This is a genomic window from Enterobacter cloacae complex sp. SHL021, assembly GCF_049237765.1.
Taxonomy (GTDB): Bacteria; Pseudomonadota; Gammaproteobacteria; order Enterobacterales; family Enterobacteriaceae; genus Enterobacter; species Enterobacter cloacae.
The window spans coordinates 55,285-71,464 of the sequence record NZ_JBMKJG010000014.1 but is presented as its reverse complement, the minus strand read 5'-3'; the positions used below and the strand labels follow the sequence as shown (position 1 = coordinate 71,464).

General features: G+C 53.5%; 16 protein-coding genes. 12 read left to right on the top strand and 4 right to left on the bottom strand.

The window, feature by feature from the left end; genetic code table 11:
- Positions 1-17 precede the first annotated feature (17 nt).
- Positions 18-1,316: a trigger factor gene (gene tig / locus ACOTZF_RS15380; RefSeq protein ID WP_013095856.1), complete on the bottom strand. Its 1,299-nt coding sequence runs from the start codon at positions 1,314-1,316 to the stop codon at positions 18-20.
- Between the two features lie 330 nt (positions 1,317-1,646).
- Complete coding sequence (gene bolA / locus ACOTZF_RS15375) at positions 1,647-1,964, bottom strand: transcriptional regulator BolA (protein ID WP_013095855.1); 318 nt, start codon at positions 1,962-1,964, stop codon at positions 1,647-1,649.
- Between the two features lie 305 nt (positions 1,965-2,269).
- On the opposite strand from bolA, the gene ACOTZF_RS15370 reads away from it, so the two are divergent.
- The 8 genes from ACOTZF_RS15370 (at position 2,270) to ACOTZF_RS15335 (ending at position 11,144) form a co-directional block, all read left to right on the top strand.
- Entirely contained in the window at positions 2,270-2,848 is a 579-nt protein-coding gene (locus ACOTZF_RS15370; protein ID WP_013095854.1) for a lipoprotein, read from the top strand.
- Positions 2,849-2,893: 45 nt separating this feature from the next.
- Positions 2,894-4,369: a muropeptide MFS transporter AmpG gene (gene ampG / locus ACOTZF_RS15365; protein WP_038985373.1), complete on the top strand. Its 1,476-nt coding sequence runs from the start codon at positions 2,894-2,896 to the stop codon at positions 4,367-4,369.
- Positions 4,370-4,848: 479 nt separating this feature from the next.
- Positions 4,849-5,796 carry a cytochrome o ubiquinol oxidase subunit II gene (gene cyoA, locus ACOTZF_RS15360; protein WP_013095851.1) on the top strand — a complete coding sequence of 316 codons (948 nt, stop codon included), beginning with the start codon at positions 4,849-4,851 and terminating at the stop codon, positions 5,794-5,796.
- A gap of 16 nt (positions 5,797-5,812) precedes the next feature.
- Positions 5,813-7,804 carry a cytochrome o ubiquinol oxidase subunit I gene (gene cyoB, locus ACOTZF_RS15355; RefSeq protein WP_013095850.1) on the top strand — a complete coding sequence of 664 codons (1,992 nt, stop codon included), beginning with the start codon at positions 5,813-5,815 and terminating at the stop codon, positions 7,802-7,804.
- Complete coding sequence (locus ACOTZF_RS15350; protein ID WP_003859057.1) at positions 7,794-8,408, top strand: cytochrome o ubiquinol oxidase subunit III; 615 nt, start codon at positions 7,794-7,796, stop codon at positions 8,406-8,408. Before cyoB ends, ACOTZF_RS15350 begins: the two co-directional genes overlap by 11 nt.
- Positions 8,408-8,734: a cytochrome o ubiquinol oxidase subunit IV gene (locus ACOTZF_RS15345; RefSeq protein WP_006176899.1), complete on the top strand. Its 327-nt coding sequence runs from the start codon at positions 8,408-8,410 to the stop codon at positions 8,732-8,734. The genes ACOTZF_RS15350 and ACOTZF_RS15345 overlap by 1 nt, the downstream gene beginning before the upstream one ends.
- Before the next feature lie 11 nt (positions 8,735-8,745).
- Positions 8,746-9,633: a heme o synthase gene (gene cyoE / locus ACOTZF_RS15340; protein WP_013095848.1), complete on the top strand. Its 888-nt coding sequence runs from the start codon at positions 8,746-8,748 to the stop codon at positions 9,631-9,633.
- A 149-nt stretch (positions 9,634-9,782) separates the two neighbouring features.
- Positions 9,783-11,144 (top strand): MFS transporter, encoded by a 1,362-nt coding sequence (locus ACOTZF_RS15335; protein WP_129318131.1) that lies wholly within the window; start codon positions 9,783-9,785, stop codon positions 11,142-11,144.
- Between the two features lie 32 nt (positions 11,145-11,176).
- Here ACOTZF_RS15335 and ACOTZF_RS15330 read toward each other — a convergent pair whose 3' ends face one another.
- The gene (locus ACOTZF_RS15330) at positions 11,177-11,668 is read right to left on the bottom strand and encodes a YajQ family cyclic di-GMP-binding protein (protein ID WP_008503327.1); all 492 of its coding nucleotides are present in this window, start codon (positions 11,666-11,668) and stop codon (positions 11,177-11,179) included.
- A gap of 128 nt (positions 11,669-11,796) precedes the next feature.
- Here ACOTZF_RS15330 and panE point away from each other — a divergent pair, with 128 nt between their 5' ends.
- Positions 11,797-12,708 (top strand): 2-dehydropantoate 2-reductase, encoded by a 912-nt coding sequence (gene panE / locus ACOTZF_RS15325; protein ID WP_102752433.1) that lies wholly within the window; start codon positions 11,797-11,799, stop codon positions 12,706-12,708.
- Positions 12,671-13,264: a protein deglycase YajL gene (yajL, locus tag ACOTZF_RS15320; protein ID WP_013095845.1), complete on the top strand. Its 594-nt coding sequence runs from the start codon at positions 12,671-12,673 to the stop codon at positions 13,262-13,264. The genes panE and yajL overlap by 38 nt, the downstream gene beginning before the upstream one ends.
- Before the next feature lie 131 nt (positions 13,265-13,395).
- On the opposite strand, the gene thiI is transcribed toward yajL, so the two are convergent.
- A complete protein-coding gene (gene thiI / locus ACOTZF_RS15315) occupies positions 13,396-14,844 on the bottom strand; it encodes a tRNA uracil 4-sulfurtransferase ThiI (RefSeq protein ID WP_013095844.1) in 1,449 nt (482 codons plus the stop codon).
- Positions 14,845-15,035: 191 nt separating this feature from the next.
- On the opposite strand from thiI, the gene xseB reads away from it, so the two are divergent.
- Both xseB and ispA read left to right on the top strand, forming a co-directional pair.
- Positions 15,036-15,278 (top strand): exodeoxyribonuclease VII small subunit, encoded by a 243-nt coding sequence (xseB, locus tag ACOTZF_RS15310; RefSeq protein WP_008503331.1) that lies wholly within the window; start codon positions 15,036-15,038, stop codon positions 15,276-15,278.
- Positions 15,279-16,178 carry a (2E,6E)-farnesyl diphosphate synthase gene (ispA, locus tag ACOTZF_RS15305; protein ID WP_014830869.1) on the top strand — a complete coding sequence of 300 codons (900 nt, stop codon included), beginning with the start codon at positions 15,279-15,281 and terminating at the stop codon, positions 16,176-16,178.
- Positions 16,179-16,180 lie beyond the last annotated feature (2 nt).

The window sequence follows — 16,180 nt, the reverse complement described above, 5'->3', positions numbered from 1 at the left end:
AAACCTTCGGGGCGAAATTACGCCTGCTGGTTCATCAGTTCGTTGAAAGAGGTCGCTTTTTCGGTCACTTTCGCTTTCGCCAGTACCGCTTCAACAGCCTGCTCTTCCAGGGCAACATTGCGCATGTTGTCCATCAGCTCTTTGTTCTTACCGTAGAACTCGATAACTTCTGATGGATCTTCGTATGCAGAAGCCATCTCTTCGATCAGGCCTTTCACACGCTCTTCGTCAGCTTTCAGCTCGTGAGTACGAATCACTTCGCCCAGCAGCAGACCAACAACAACGCGGCGTTTTGCCTGCTCTTCGAACAGCTCGCGTGGCAGTTCCATCGCTTGCTGCTGGTTGCCACCGAAACGCTGTGCAGCCTGACGACGCAGTACGTCGATTTCGCTGTCGATCAGCGCAGCTGGAACGTCGATTTCGTTCGCCTTCACCAGACCTTCGATAGCCTGAGATTTCACACGGTTACGCACAGCACCGTTCAGCTCGCGTTCCATGTTTTTACGTACTTCAGTACGCAGACCGGCAACAGAACCATCTTCCACGCCGAAACGCTTGATGAATTCTTCAGTCAGTTCTGGCAGCTCGCGCTCTTCCACTTTCTTCAGGTTGATGACGAACTTCGCTGCTTTACCTTTCAGGTTTTCAGCGTGGTACTCTTCAGGGAAGGTCACGTCGATGGTGAACTCTTCGCCCGCTTTGTGGCCTTTGATACCGTCTTCGAAGCCCGGGATCATACGACCCTGACCCATTGCCAGTACGAAGTCAGTCGCTTTGCCGCCTTCGAACTCTTCGCCGTCTACAGAACCGGTGAAGTCGATGGTGACGCGGTCTTCAGCGTCAACAGCGCCTTCTTTCTCTTTCCAGTTAGCCTGCTGCTTACGCAGGGTATCCAGCATGCCGTCAACATCTTCGTCGGTCACGGAAACAATCGGTTTTTCAACTTCGATAGATTCCAGACCTTTCAGTTCTACTTCCGGATACACTTCGAACTCTACAGAGTAGGTGAAGTCTTCGCCCAGTTTGTATTCGCCTGGAACGTAGTTCGGCGCACCGGCCGGATTGATCTTTTCTTTGATGATCGCATCGATAAAGTTGCGGCTCATCAGTTCACCCAGCACATCCTGACGCACGGAAGCGCCATAACGCTGAGCAACAACATTCATTGGTACTTTGCCCTTACGGAAGCCGTCAATACGTACTTTTTTTGCTACGTTGACCAGCTCGCTTTTCACAGCAGTTTCGATGCTGTCAGCAGCGATAGTAATCGTTACACGGCGGCCAAGGCCTTGAGTGGTTTCAACTGAAACTTGCATCTTGTTACCTCAAAAAAATCACAGTGCTCGGTCAACTCTGAATCTGTCTGTTTTACCGGGATGCTCTCTTAGTGCAGATTCACATTCCCTGTCGCCAGAATCATCCCGAAGACATTCAATAAGACGCGGCATTATAGCGGCATCACTTAGGTGAGTCGAGAACGGTTGGGGCATGTTGCTGCGGCTTTTTTCACACTTTAAGGCTATTTTTAGCCTTAAAATCGCACCATCCGCTCAAAACTCAGACAAAACAAAACGGCCCGAAGGCCGTTTTGAGGAAATCTGTAAGCAACATACTGGAAAAACTCCAGCGGTTGCAAATCCGATTTATCAGGCGATGGTGCCTGCACCGCGACAAGGCGGGGATGCAAAAACCGTATCCTGCAAGCCTTCCCACTCCTTAATGGTGTAGGTATGCAATGCCAGCGCATGTACGGTTGTGGAGAGTTCTTCCGTCAAGGTGCTGTAGATCAAGCGGTGTCGGTTCAGGAAACGTTCTCCCGTGAAGCGATCGCTAACCAGAACCACTTTGAAGTGGCTTTCAGAACCTGCCGGCACGTTATGACGATAGCTTTCGTCGACGACTTCGAGGAACACAGGGTTGAACGCTGCCCTTAATTTATCTTCTATCTGCTCACGTATCATCATGAAATTACTCCTCCGACAACGCCAGGATGTCACCCATCCCTTTAAATGTTAGCCGCTTTTACCGGTTCCATTACAACAAGACAACAAATATTTAGCTTTCGTCTTATTTTCTCATTCAAACGAATGAAGTTCACTGTGAGGCTCATACGTTTTGTCACACACAGGTTGAGAAAAAGGGCGAACTGGTCAGTTTTCAGACAAGGCGATGAATTTACATGCGTTGACCACTTCCCCTGGCCGTTAGCGATGTTATGATGGCGGCAATTTTTCTCTCTATATGCTTACGATTCGTTGAGAACCCGAAAATGTTAAAAAAACTCTTCTTTCCGTTGGTAGCCCTCTTTATGCTGGCAGGCTGCGCTACCCCGCCAACAACTATTGATGTCTCACCAAAAATCACGCTGCCTCAGCAGGATCCAAGCCTGATGGGCGTGACCGTGAGCATTAACGGTGCCGATCAGCGTCAGGATCAGGCCCTGGCGAAAGTGACCCGCGACAACCAGCTGGTGACGTTGACCGCTTCCCGTGACCTGCGTTTCCTGCTGCAGGAAGTGCTGGAGAAACAGATGACCTCTCGTGGTTACATGATTGGCCCAAGCGGCGCGGTTGATCTGCAGATCATCGTTAACAACCTGTACGCTGACGTTTCCCAGGGTAACGTGCGCTACAACATCTCCACCAAAGCGGACATCGCCATCATCGCTACCGCGAAGAACGGCAACAAGATGACCAAAAATTATCGCGCCAGCTACTCCGTAGAAGGTGCTTTCCAGGCCTCTAACCAGAACATTGCTAACGCCGTAAACAGCGTGCTGACCGATACCATCGCCGATATGGCGCAGGACACCAGCATTCACGACTTTATCAAGCAAAACGCGCGTTAATCCTGCTGACTGACCCGGTGTTTTACCGGGTCAGTTTTTAAGAACATGTCCAGTCATTACTTACGCATTTTCCAGCAACCCAAATCAGCCATTCTGCTGATCCTTGGCTTTGCCTCCGGTTTACCCCTCGCGCTCACTTCCGGCACGTTGCAGGCCTGGATGACGGTTGAGAATATCGATCTCAAAACCATTGGCTTCTTCTCCCTCGTCGGCCAGGCGTATGTCTTTAAGTTCCTGTGGTCACCGGTGATGGATCGCTACACCCCGCCGTTCCTGGGCCGTCGTCGTGGCTGGCTGGTGATGACGCAGGTCCTGCTGTTGCTGGCCATTGCCGCCATGGGATTCCTTGAGCCGTCGACACAGCTTCGCTGGATGGCGGCGCTTGCGGTGGTGATCGCCTTCTGTTCCGCGTCACAGGATATCGTGTTTGATGCCTGGAAAACGGACGTGTTACCCGCAGAAGAGCGTGGAGCCGGTGCAGCCATCAGCGTGCTGGGCTATCGCCTCGGCATGTTGGTATCTGGTGGGCTGGCGCTGTGGCTGGCTGACCGCTATCTGGGCTGGCAGGGCATGTACTGGCTGATGGCCGCCCTGCTGATCCCGTGCATTATTGCCACCCTCCTCGCCCCTGAACCGAGCGACGTGATTCCGGTCCCCCGTTCTCTGGAGCAGGCCGTTGCCGAACCGCTGCGTGATTTCTTTGGCCGCAACAATGCCTGGCTGATCCTGCTGCTCATCGTCCTTTATAAGCTGGGTGATGCCTTCGCGATGAGCCTGACCACCACGTTCCTGATCCGCGGCGTCGGGTTCGATGCCGGTGAAGTGGGAGTGGTTAACAAAACCCTCGGGCTCTTTGCCACTATCGTCGGCGCACTTTACGGCGGGGTGTTGATGCAGCGCCTGACCTTGTTCCGGGCGTTGCTGATCTTCGGCATTCTGCAGGGGGCGTCTAACGCGGGTTACTGGCTGCTGTCGATTACCGATAAACATATGATTAGCATGGCGGCAGCAGTGTTCTTTGAGAACCTGTGTGGCGGAATGGGTACCGCGGCGTTTGTCGCCCTGCTGATGACGCTCTGCAACAAGTCGTTTTCTGCAACGCAGTTCGCCCTGCTCTCGGCGCTTTCTGCCGTGGGCCGCGTATATGTGGGGCCGATTGCCGGTTGGTTTGTTGAAGCGCACGGTTGGCCAACGTTTTATCTCTTCTCCGTGGTTGCAGCCGTGCCAGGCATTTTATTGTTGCTGGTCTGCCGCCAGACGCTGGAATATACCCAGCGAACAGAACACTTTATGCCGCGAACGGAATATCAGCGCGCCTACCGTTTTGCGCTACGCCTGTTAATGGTGGGATGTCTGGCGCTGGGGTTATGGCTCGTGGTGCTTATCATCAATGCCACTACCCCCCTGGTGCTTCCTCTTGAAGCCCTTCTCCTTGATGTCGGCGCCCTGCTGGCGGTCGTCGGGATCCTGCTCGGTGGGCTGCTCGATTTTCTGGCTCTGCGTAAAACGCAGACAACCTGAAGATAAAAGCGAAAGGTTATTTCCCGTTGTAATCACCGGCTGAAATTATAACGGTGAAATAACCGACAAACGCTAAAAAAAATATTTGTTGTTTTGTGCGGGATAGGATTCGGAAATTATTGGAGCCATTTCTTTCAGGCTATTTTTCATTAAACGATTCAGCTTGGGAAAGATTGAATTTTCGTTTTTTAATTGTCTTTTTATTGATAATTAATTGTTAATTTTTTGTTTATTTTTAACAATGGTTATACCAATTGCCCCTTTTAGGGTATGCTTGGGGGTCCTTTCGTTATAAAGCCCATGCCATGCGGCTTCGGTCATAAAAACCGACATAATTTGCAACACTTGTGACACGTGCGGCAGAACCCGGTAACACCTTCCTGACACAGGCCTAATGATGTTTACAGTAATGTAACCTTCCCGTAAAATGCCCCCACACTTTAAACGCCACCAGACTCCCGTGGAATTGAGGTCGTTAAATGAGACTCAGGAAATACAATAAAAGTTTGGGATGGTTGTCATTATTCGCAGGCACTGTATTACTCAGTGGCTGCGATTCTGCACTACTTGACCCCAAAGGACAGATTGGACTGGAACAACGTTCACTGATACTGACGGCATTTGGCCTGATGTTGATTGTGGTTATTCCAGCCATTTTGATGGCTGTTGGTTTCGCCTGGAAGTATCGTGCGAGCAATAAAGATGCGAAGTATAGCCCTAACTGGTCACACTCCAATAAAGTGGAAGCTGTGGTCTGGACGGTTCCTATTCTGATCATCCTGTTCCTCGCTGTGCTGACCTGGAAAACCACTCACGCACTTGAGCCAAGCAAACCGCTGGTTCACGATGAAAAACCAATTACCATTGAAGTGGTCTCCATGGACTGGAAATGGTTCTTCATCTATCCAGAGCAGGGCATTGCTACCGTGAATGAAATCGCCTTCCCGGCGAACACTCCGGTTCAGTTCAAAGTGACCTCCAACTCCGTAATGAACTCCTTCTTCATCCCACGTCTGGGTAGCCAGATTTACGCGATGGCTGGTATGCAGACCAACCTGCACCTGATCGCGAATGAAGCAGGCACCTATGATGGTATCTCCGCCAGCTATAGCGGCCCGGGCTTCTCAGGTATGAAGTTCAAAGCTATTGCGACGCCGGACCGTGCCGCTTTCGACCAGTGGGTTGCAAAAGCGAAGCAGTCTCCAAACACCATGTCTGACATGGCGGCGTTCGAAAAAGTGGCTGCACCTAGCGAATACAACAAGGTGGAGTACTTCTCTAACGTGAAACCTGATTTGTTCAAAGACGTTATTGGCAAATTTATGGATCACGGCAAGAGCATGGACATGACCCAGCCTGAAGGCGAGCATAGCGCGCACGAAGGTATGGAAGGCATGGACATGAGCCACGCGGAAACCGCTCACTAAGGGGCCGAGGAAGAAAATGTTCGGAAAATTGACACTGGATGCAGTGCCCTACCATGAACCGATTATCATGGTTACGGTGGCTGCCATTATCATCGGTGGCGCGGCCTTACTGGCCTTGATCACTTACTTCGGTAAGTGGAGCTACCTGTGGAACGAGTGGCTGACTTCGGTTGACCACAAAAAACTCGGTATCATGTACTGCATCGTCGGTATCGTCATGTTAATTCGTGGCTTTGCGGATGCGATCATGATGCGTAGCCAGCAGGCACTCGCGTCTGCGGGTGAAGCCGGCTTCCTGCCACCGCACCACTACGACCAGATCTTTACCGCTCACGGCGTTATCATGATCTTCTTCGTGGCGATGCCGCTGGTTATCGGTCTGATGAACGTTGTCGTTCCGCTGCAAATTGGCGCGCGCGACGTTGCGTTCCCGTTCCTGAACAACCTGAGCTTCTGGTTTACGGTTGTCGGCGTTATCCTGGTTAACCTGTCACTGGGCGTGGGCGAATTCGCTCAGACCGGCTGGCTGGCTTACCCACCGCTGTCAGGAATTGAGTACAGTCCGGGCGTTGGCGTTGACTACTGGATTTGGGCGCTTCAGCTCTCCGGTGTCGGTACCACCCTGACCGGTATCAACTTCTTCGTGACCATCCTGAAGATGCGTGCACCTGGTATGACCATGTTCAAGATGCCGGTATTTACCTGGGCATCTCTGTGCGCCAACGTACTGATTATCGCATCCTTCCCAATTCTGACCGTCACCATCGCGCTGCTGACCCTGGACCGCTACCTGGGCACCCATTTCTTCACGAATGACATGGGTGGCAACATGATGATGTACATCAACCTGATTTGGGCCTGGGGTCACCCGGAAGTGTACATTCTGGTTCTGCCTGTCTTCGGTGTGTTCTCCGAAATCGCAGCAACCTTCTCGCGTAAACGTCTGTTTGGTTACACCTCTCTGGTGTGGGCAACCGTCTGTATTACCGTTCTGTCGTTCATCGTTTGGCTGCACCACTTCTTTACTATGGGTGCGGGCGCGAACGTAAACGCCTTCTTCGGTATTACCACCATGATTATCGCCATCCCTACCGGGGTGAAGATCTTCAACTGGCTGTTCACCATGTACCAGGGCCGTATCGTGTTCCACTCAGCGATGCTGTGGACCATCGGCTTCATCGTCACCTTCTCCGTAGGTGGGATGACCGGCGTACTGCTGGCGGTACCGGGTGCTGACTTCGTTCTGCACAACAGTCTGTTCCTGATTGCGCACTTCCATAACGTTATCATCGGTGGTGTGGTCTTCGGCTGCTTCGCTGGCGTAACCTACTGGTGGCCAAAAGCGTTCGGCTTCACGCTGAACGAGAAATGGGGTAAACGCGCGTTCTGGTTCTGGATCATTGGCTTCTTCGTAGCATTTATGCCGCTGTACGTGCTGGGCTTCATGGGTATGACCCGTCGTCTGAGCCAGCAGATCGATCCGCAGTTCCACCCAATGCTGATGGTTGCAGCGGGCGGTGCCGCGCTGATTGCCTGCGGTATCCTGTGCCAGCTGATTCAGTACTATGTGTCCATTCGTGACCGTAACCTGAACCGCGACCTGACCGGTGACCCATGGGGTGGCCGTACGCTGGAGTGGGCGACCTCTTCTCCACCTCCGTTCTATAACTTTGCCGTAGTGCCGCACATTCACGAACGTGATGCATTCTGGGAAATGAAAGAAAAAGGTGAAGCGTACAAGCAACCTGACCATTACGAAGAGATCCATATGCCGAAAAACAGCGCAGCGGGCATCGTGATTGCCGCTTTCGCAACGGTATTTGGTTTCGCAATGATCTGGCACATCTGGTGGATGGCGATTGTTGGCTTCGCTGGCATCGTAATCAGCTGGATTGTGAAGAGCTTTGACGAGGACGTGGACTACTACGTACCAGTCCGTGAAGTTGAAAAGCTGGAAAATCAGCATTTCGACGAGATTTCTAAAGCGGGGCTGAAAAATGGCAACTGATACTCTGGCGCACTCGACTGCCCACGCGCATGAACATGCGCACCACGATACAGGACCGACGAAAGTCTTCGGTTTCTGGATCTATCTGATGAGCGACTGCATTCTGTTCTGCTGTCTGTTCGCAACCTATGCCGTTCTGGTGAACGGCACAGCGGGCGGCCCGACCGGCAAGGACATTTTTGAACTGCCGTTCGTTCTGGTTGAAACCGCACTGCTGTTATTCAGCTCCATCACCTACGGCATGGCGGCTATCGCCATGTACAAAAACAACAAGAGCCAGGTTGTCTCCTGGCTGGCGTTGACCTGGTTGTTTGGTGCTGGATTCATCGGGATGGAAATCTATGAATTCCATCACCTGATTATGGAAGGCTTCGGGCCGGATCGCAGTGGCTTCCTGTCTGCGTTCTTCGCACTGGTCGGTACCCACGGTCTGCACGTGACCTCCGGTCTGATCTGGATGGCGGTTCTGATGTTCCAGATCTCCCGTCGCGGCCTGACCAGCACTAACCGTACCCGTATCATGTGCCTGAGCCTGTTCTGGCACTTCCTGGACGTGGTGTGGATCTGTGTGTTCTCTGTTGTCTATCTGATGGGGGCGATGTAATGAGTCATTCAAACGATCATGGCGCTTCCCACGGTAGCGTAAAAACCTACATGACAGGTTTTATCCTGTCGATCATCCTGACGGTGATCCCGTTCTGGATGGTGATGAGCGGTTCTGCGTCTAAGCCGGTTATTCTGGGTGCAATCCTGGTGACCGCGGTGATTCAGATTCTGGTGCATCTGGTTTGCTTCCTGCACATGAACACCAAGTCCGATGAAGGCTGGAACATGACGGCTTTCATCTTTACCGTGATTATCATCGCTATCCTGGTAGTCGGTTCCATCTGGATTATGTGGAACCTTAACTACAACATGATGGTTCACTAAGAGCGGCGAGTATGTTTAAGCAATACCTGCAAGTAACGAAACCAGGCATCATCTTTGGCAACCTGATCTCCGTGATCGGAGGGTTCCTGCTGGCCTCCAAAGGCAGCATTGATTACACCCTCTTTATCTACACGCTGGTCGGTGTGTCACTGGTTGTTGCGTCCGGTTGTGTATTTAACAACTACATCGACATGGATATCGACAAGAAGATGGAAAGGACCAAAAATCGGGTGCTGGTGAAAGGCCTGATCGCCCCTTCCGTCTCGCTGGTGTACGCCACCTTGCTGGGTATTGCTGGCTTTATGCTGCTGTGGTTTGGTGCTAACCCGCTGGCCTGCTGGCTGGGGGTGATGGGGTTCGTGGTGTATGTGGGCGTTTACAGCCTGTATATGAAGCGTCACTCCGTCTACGGCACGCTGATTGGTTCTCTCTCCGGCGCTGCGCCGCCGGTGATTGGCTACTGCGCCGTCACGAACGAGTTCGACAGCGGTGCGCTGATCCTGCTGGCTATCTTTAGCCTGTGGCAGATGCCGCACTCCTATGCCATCGCGATTTTCCGCTTTAAGGATTATCAGGCAGCGAACATTCCGGTTCTGCCGGTCGTGAAAGGTATTTCCGTTGCCAAGAACCACATCACGCTGTACATCATCGCCTTTGCCGTGGCAACGCTGATGCTCTCGCTGGGGGGTTACGCCGGGTATAAATATCTGGCGGTGGCCGCAGCGGTAAGCGTCTGGTGGCTCGGTATGGCCCTGCGCGGTTACAAAGTGGAAGATGACAAAGTCTGGGCTCGCAAACTGTTTGTGTTCTCGATTGTTGCCATCACCTCGCTGTCCGTGATGATGTCCGTGGACTTTATGGTGCCGGATTCGCATAACCTGCTGACTTACGTCTGGTAAGCCACAACAGGTGAATAAAGGGGTGCTTCGGCACCCTTTTTTATTCACTGAATCTATCAATAACGCATGTAATATTTGTTAAATAACCCTTTATTTACCCCGCCCCTTCCCCGCACTACACTATGGCCTGCTTTTGAATTGAGGTGGCAATGAACGATTATAAAATGACACCGGGCGAGCTGCGTGCGACCTGGGGTTTAGGGACTGTTTTCTCGCTACGGATGCTTGGCATGTTTATGGTCCTGCCTGTTCTGACCACATACGGCATGGCATTGCAGGGCGCCAGCGAAGCGCTGATTGGCCTGGCGATTGGTATTTATGGTCTGGCTCAGGCGGTATTCCAGATCCCGTTTGGTCTGCTCTCTGACCGCGTCGGCCGCAAGCCGCTCATTGTCGGTGGTTTGCTGGTTTTTGTGCTCGGTAGCATCATCGCCGCCCTCTCCCACTCCATCTGGGGAATTATTCTTGGCCGCGCCCTGCAGGGCTCCGGAGCGATTGCCGCCGCCGTGATGGCGCTGCTGTCGGATTTAACCCGTGAACAGAACCGTACCAAAGCGATGGCATTTATTGGCGTGAGCTTTGGCGTCACGTTTGCGATTGCGATGGTGCTCGGTCCCATTATTACCCACACGCTTGGCCTGCACGCCCTGTTCTGGATGATTGCCGTGCTGGCGACCATCGGTATTGCCTTAACGCTGTGGGTGGTACCGGACAGCAAAAACCACGTCCTCAACCGTGAATCCGGGATGGTCAAAGGCTGCTTTAGCAAGGTACTGGTTGAGCCGCGCCTGTTGAAGCTTAACTTCGGCATTATGTGTCTGCACATTCTGCTGATGTCGACCTTTGTCGCCCTGCCCGGTCAGCTGGCTGCCGCAGGTTTCCCGGCGGCAGAACACTGGAAAATCTATCTGGTGACGATGGTGATTTCGTTCGTCTCGGTGGTACCGTTTATTATCTATGCCGAAGTGAAGCGCAAAATGAAGCGCGTTTTCATCGGCTGTGTGGCGGTATTGCTGATTGCCGAGATCGTGCTCTGGGGCGCTGGCCCCCACTTCTGGGAACTGGTTGCCGGTGTGCAGCTCTTCTTCCTGGCGTTTAACCTGATGGAAGCCCTGCTGCCGTCACTAATCAGCAAAGAATCCCCTGCCGGTTATAAAGGCACGGCGATGGGGATTTACTCCACCAGCCAGTTCATCGGCGTGGCCATTGGCGGTGCCCTCGGCGGCTGGGTCGACGGCCTGTTTGATTCCCAAACCATCTTCCTCGCAGGCGCACTGCTGGCGACGGTCTGGCTGCTGGTTGCCGGTACCATGAAAGAGCCGCGCTACGTCAGTAGCCTGCGGGTAGAAATTCCTGACGACGTTGAGATCAACGATGCGCTGAAACAGCGTCTTGCATCGACAGAGGGCGTGAGTGAAGTGCTTCTCGCGGCAGAAGAGCGCAGCGCGTATGTCAAAATAGACAGTAAGGTGACAAACCGCTTTGAAGTTGAACAGGCGCTGAAAGCCTGAAAAAAAGCCCGGTTAAACCGGGCTTTTTCGTTTTAATCGCGGAAGTTTTTAAACTGGAACGGTTGTCCCAGATCGCCGCCGCGCACCAGCGCCATGACGGACTGCAGATCATCACGGGATTTTCCGGTAACACGAATTTCTTCGCCCTGGATCTGCGCCTGAACCTTCAGCTTGCTGTCTTTGATGAGCTTAACGATTTTCTTCTGAACCGCGCTCTCAATGCCCTGCTTCAGTTTGGCTTCAACAAACCAGGTTTTACCGCTGTGCACGAACTCTTCCGGTACATCCAGCGAGGTCCCTTCAATGCCGCGTTTTAACAGCTTGGCACGCAGAATATCGAGCAGCTGGTTGACCTGGAAATCAGATTCGCTCAGCACCTTAATGGTCTTATTGGCATCGTTCAGCTCAAACGAGGCTTCAACGCCACGAAAATCGAAACGTGACTCAACTTCGCGGGTTGCGTTTTCTACGCCGTTGCGAACTTCCTGGATATCAACTTCGGAAACAATATCGAAAGATGGCATCTTTTCTTCTCCCTTCATTTTTGTTGCGTTGCATAATACCCGCTACGAGGCATAACTCAACAGAAGCTTAGCTGACGGCGCTATACTTAGGCCGTAACACCTGGCGCAGTTGCAGGTGAGGAGGAACAATGAAAATTACAGTGCTCGGATGCGGAGCCCTTGGTCAACTCTGGCTGACCGCCCTATGCAAGCACGGACACGAAGTTCAGGGCTGGCTGCGCGTACCTCAGCCCTATTGCAGTGTAAACCTGATTGGTGAAGACGGAAGTATCTTTAACGAATCCCTCACCGCGAACGATCCTGATTTCCTGGCGCATAGCGACCTGCTGCTGGTGACGCTCAAAGCGTGGCAAGTTTCAGATGCAGTAAAAGCGCTGGCCGCCCAGCTTCCCCCCACGTCGCCCGTTTTATTGCTGCATAACGGCATGGGGACGATTGATGAACTTAAAAGCATTGTGCAGCCGCTGCTGATGGCCACCACCACGCACGCCGCACGCCGTGACGGCAATATCATTGTGCATGTCGCCAGCGGCGTCACGCATATTGGACCTGCCCGGGACCAGGACGGCGACTACAGTTATCTGGCAGACACCCTGCAAACGGTGATTCCGGACGTGGCCTGGCACAACAACATCCGCCCTCAGCTGTGGCGTAAGCTGGCGGTTAACTGCGTGATCAATCCGCTGACGGCGCTGTGGGACTGCCCGAACGGGGAACTGAAGCACCATCCGCAGGAGGTTGCCACCCTATGTGCCGAGGTCGCCTCGGTGATCGAGCGTGAAGGCTTACACACATCGGCGGATGATTTACGCTATTATGTTGAGCAGGTTATTGATAGTACGGCAGAAAATATCTCATCCATGTTGCAGGATGTTCGGGCGCTACGCCACACGGAAATCGACTACATCACTGGCTATCTGCTAAAACGCGCCCGCGCACACGGTATCATTGTGCCGGAAAACGCCCGCCTGTATGACCTGGTAAAACGTAAGGAGAGTGAATATGAGCGCGTCGGCACTGGTTTGCCTCGCCCCTGGTAGCGAAGAGACAGAAGCGGTCACCACCATCGATATCATGGTGCGTGGCGGCATTCAGGTCACCACCGCCAGCGTCGCCAGCGATGGCAACCTGGCTATTACCTGCTCCCGAGGAGTGAAACTCCTCGCGGATGCGCCACTGGTACAGGTGGCCGACGGGGACTATGACATCATCGTGCTGCCCGGCGGCCTGAAAGGGGCGGAGTATTTTCGCGACAGCACTCTGTTAGTCGAAACCGTCAGACAGTTTCATCTGTCGGGACGTATCGTTGCTGCCATTTGTGCCGCCGCCGGTACCGTGCTGGTTCCGCATAATATCTTTCCCATCGGTAACATGACCGGTTTCCCGGGGCTGAAAGAGACCATCCCGGAAGAGCAGTGGGTGGATAAACGCGTCGTCTGGGATCCGCGCGTCAACCTGCTCACCAGCCAGGGGCCAGGTACCGCGATAGACTTTGGCTTAAAGATTGTTGACCTGCTGGTCGGGCGTGAGAAAGCCTACGAAGTCGCCTCAACGCTGGTGATGGCGGCGGGGATTTATAACTACTATGAAGAGTAGTGCAAAGAAAAGCCGGGTGGCGGTAGGTAAAAGCAAAACGGCAACCTCAGGTTGCCGTTTTTAATGTTTGCGCCCTCTCCCCGTGGGAGAGGGTCGGGGTGAGGCATCAAGCCACACCCCCCCGCAAAAAACTACGGGCGATACACCTTCACATTCGCAAAGCCCTGCTCGCGCAGATACAGCGCCTGCAGGCGGCTCATCACCCCACGCTCACACCACAGCAGGTATGTTTTGCTCTGGTCGAGGTCGCCAAATTTGGTGCTCAGCTTATAGAACGGCAGAGAAACTACTTCCACCCCTTCCACCTGTAGCGGCTTGTCGTCCTGCTCATCAACGGAGCGGATATCCAGAATCGCGTCGTTGGCACCGAAACCGCTCACGGTTTCAACTTCAACCACTTCCTGCTCGGTCTGCTGGGCAATCTCACGGATGTCGATGTTGGAGGCTTCTTCCACCACTTTATCCAGAATGCTGAAATCGAAGTGCTCTTCTTCCGCTTCGATCTTCGCTTTTACCGCTTTGACCGTCGGGCTCTTCGAAATCACGCCGCAGTACTCTGGCATGGTACGGGCAAAATCTTCAGTGCCGATTTCGCGCGCCAGATCGATGATGTGCTCTTTGTCGTGAGAGATCAGCGGACGCAGGATCAGGGTGTCAGAGACATTGTCGATGAGACGCAGGTTGGTCAGCGTCTGGCTGGAAACCTGACCCAGCGCTTCACCGGTGACCAGCGCCTGCACACCATAGCGTTCCGCTACTTTAGAGGCCGCACGCACCATCATACGCTTGAGGACCACGCCCATCTGACCGTCGTCCACTTTCTCCAGGATTTCGCCAACCACTGGCTCGAAGTTGATCGCCACAAAGCGCACGCGGTGCGAGCTGCCAAAGCGATTCCATAGATAGTGTGCCACCTGACGCACGCCGATTTCATGCGCCGCGCCGCCCAGATTAAAGAAGCAGTAATGCACACGGCAGCCGCGACGCATCAGCATGTAGCTGGAGACGCCAGAGTCGAAACCACCGGAAATCAGGGACAGGACATCTTCCTGGGTACCGATTGGGAAGCCGCCGATACCTTCGTAACGCCCTTTCACCAGCAGCAGGCGATCGTTTTCGATCTCCAGGTTCACGGTGACATCCGGGTTGGTCAGACGCACGCGCGCCGTTTCAACATGCTGGTTCAGACCGCCGCCAACGTAACGTTCCACCTCGATAGAGCTGAATTCGTGCTTGCCGCGACGCTTCACGCGCACGCAGAAGGTTTTGCCTTCGATCTGGTCGCGATACTGCACCAGCGCTTTTTCGAAGATGTCATGCAGTGAAGTGAACGGAACATCTTCCACTTCCAGAATATGGTGAATACCCGGAATACGGGTCAGCGCGTCGCGAATGTCCTGACGTTTGTTTTCATCTTTCGCGCGAACTTCAACGTGATCCCAGTGGCGCACCACGGCGAGGGTTTCGTCGTAGTGTTTTAAAACGTTACGAATGTTCCCGGTGAGAATTTTAATAAAGCGCAAACGCACAGATTGGCTTTTGATGGTGATTTCAGGGAACAATTTAATGATAAACTTCATGGCGGCAATGTTTCTTAGGCAAGCGTATTAAGGCTTGTAATGGAAAATAATATTACAGCCCACACCCGTGGCTGCATCCAGGCGCGCAAGTATACCACCATCGCGCCGTTCCTGTGCACATTGCGCGTTATTTGATAATTGCCCCGAGTCCGTTACCATGTCGGGGCTGAGAATATAAGAGTCAATTCACTATGCCGAAGAAGAACGACGCACCGGCCAGTTTTGAAACTGCGCTGAGTGAACTGGAGCAGATCGTCACCCGCCTTGAGAGCGGTGATTTACCGCTGGAAGAGGCGCTCAACGAATTCGAGCGTGGCGTGCAGCTGGCGCGCCAGGGGCAGGTTAAACTGCAGCAGGCCGAGCAGCGTGTGCAGATCCTGCTTTCCGATAGCGAAGACGCTAAGACAACGCCTTTCACACCGGACGCCGAGTAAATGGATTTTGCTAACGAGCTTCAGGCGCGAGTCATACGCGCCAACGACGCCCTGCGCCGTTTTATTGCGCCACAACCTTTTCAGAACACTCCACTGGTTGAGGCCATGCACTATGGCGCACTCTTGGGTGGAAAGCGCCTGCGCCCGTTCCTCGTCTACGCCACCGGCAATATGTTTGGTATCAGCGATACTACGCTGGACGCCCCGGCTGCCGCCGTTGAGTGCATCCATGCCTACTCGCTGATCCACGATGATTTACCGGCGATGGATGATGACGATCTGCGTCGCGGTCAGCCAACCTGCCATATTAAGTTTGGCGAAGCGAATGCCATCCTGGCGGGGGATGCCCTGCAAACGCTGGCATTCTCTATTCTGAGCGATGCGCCGATGGCAGAAGTCAGCGATCGCGACCGTCTGGCAATGGTTTCCGAGCTGGCGATGGCCAGCGGCGTTGCCGGCATGTGCGGTGGGCAAGCGCTGGATCTGGAGGCAGAAGGACGTCAGGTTAATCTGGAACAGCTGGAGCGTATTCACCGGCATAAAACGGGCGCACTCATCCGTGCCGCCGTACGCCTGGGCGCACTGAGCGCGGGTGAACAGGGGCGCAAAGCCCTGCCGATTCTGGACAGATACGCAGAAAGTATCGGTCTGGCGTTCCAGGTTCAGGATGACATTCTGGATGTGGTGGGCGATACTGCAACATTGGGTAAACGTCAGGGTGCGGATCAGCAGCTTGGCAAAAGTACCTACCCCGCCCTGCTGGGTCTTGAGCAAGCCCAGCGTAAAGCCCGGGATCTGATAGAGGAAGCCCGCCAGTCGCTGAATGAACTGGCCGCGCAGTCTCTCGATACCTCGGCACTGGAAGCGCTAGCGGACTATATAATCCAGCGTGATAAATAAAC

Bases quoted from the DNA above. Each gene is read 5' to 3' on its own strand.
- tig (WP_013095856.1), bottom strand. From the start codon at position 1,316: ATGCAAGTTTCAGTTGAAACCACTCAAGGCCTTGGCCGCCGTGTAACG.
- bolA (WP_013095855.1), bottom strand. From the start codon at position 1,964: ATGATGATACGTGAGCAGATAGAAGATAAATTAAGGGCAGCGTTCAAC.
- ACOTZF_RS15370 (WP_013095854.1), top strand. From the start codon at position 2,270: ATGTTAAAAAAACTCTTCTTTCCGTTGGTAGCCCTCTTTATGCTGGCA.
- ampG (WP_038985373.1), top strand. From the start codon at position 2,894: ATGTCCAGTCATTACTTACGCATTTTCCAGCAACCCAAATCAGCCATT.
- cyoA (WP_013095851.1), top strand. From the start codon at position 4,849: ATGAGACTCAGGAAATACAATAAAAGTTTGGGATGGTTGTCATTATTC.
- cyoB (WP_013095850.1), top strand. From the start codon at position 5,813: ATGTTCGGAAAATTGACACTGGATGCAGTGCCCTACCATGAACCGATT.
- ACOTZF_RS15350 (WP_003859057.1), top strand. From the start codon at position 7,794: ATGGCAACTGATACTCTGGCGCACTCGACTGCCCACGCGCATGAACAT.
- ACOTZF_RS15345 (WP_006176899.1), top strand. From the start codon at position 8,408: ATGAGTCATTCAAACGATCATGGCGCTTCCCACGGTAGCGTAAAAACC.
- cyoE (WP_013095848.1), top strand. From the start codon at position 8,746: ATGTTTAAGCAATACCTGCAAGTAACGAAACCAGGCATCATCTTTGGC.
- ACOTZF_RS15335 (WP_129318131.1), top strand. From the start codon at position 9,783: ATGAACGATTATAAAATGACACCGGGCGAGCTGCGTGCGACCTGGGGT.
- ACOTZF_RS15330 (WP_008503327.1), bottom strand. From the start codon at position 11,668: ATGCCATCTTTCGATATTGTTTCCGAAGTTGATATCCAGGAAGTTCGC.
- panE (WP_102752433.1), top strand. From the start codon at position 11,797: ATGAAAATTACAGTGCTCGGATGCGGAGCCCTTGGTCAACTCTGGCTG.
- yajL (WP_013095845.1), top strand. From the start codon at position 12,671: ATGAGCGCGTCGGCACTGGTTTGCCTCGCCCCTGGTAGCGAAGAGACA.
- thiI (WP_013095844.1), bottom strand. From the start codon at position 14,844: ATGAAGTTTATCATTAAATTGTTCCCTGAAATCACCATCAAAAGCCAA.
- xseB (WP_008503331.1), top strand. From the start codon at position 15,036: ATGCCGAAGAAGAACGACGCACCGGCCAGTTTTGAAACTGCGCTGAGT.
- ispA (WP_014830869.1), top strand. From the start codon at position 15,279: ATGGATTTTGCTAACGAGCTTCAGGCGCGAGTCATACGCGCCAACGAC.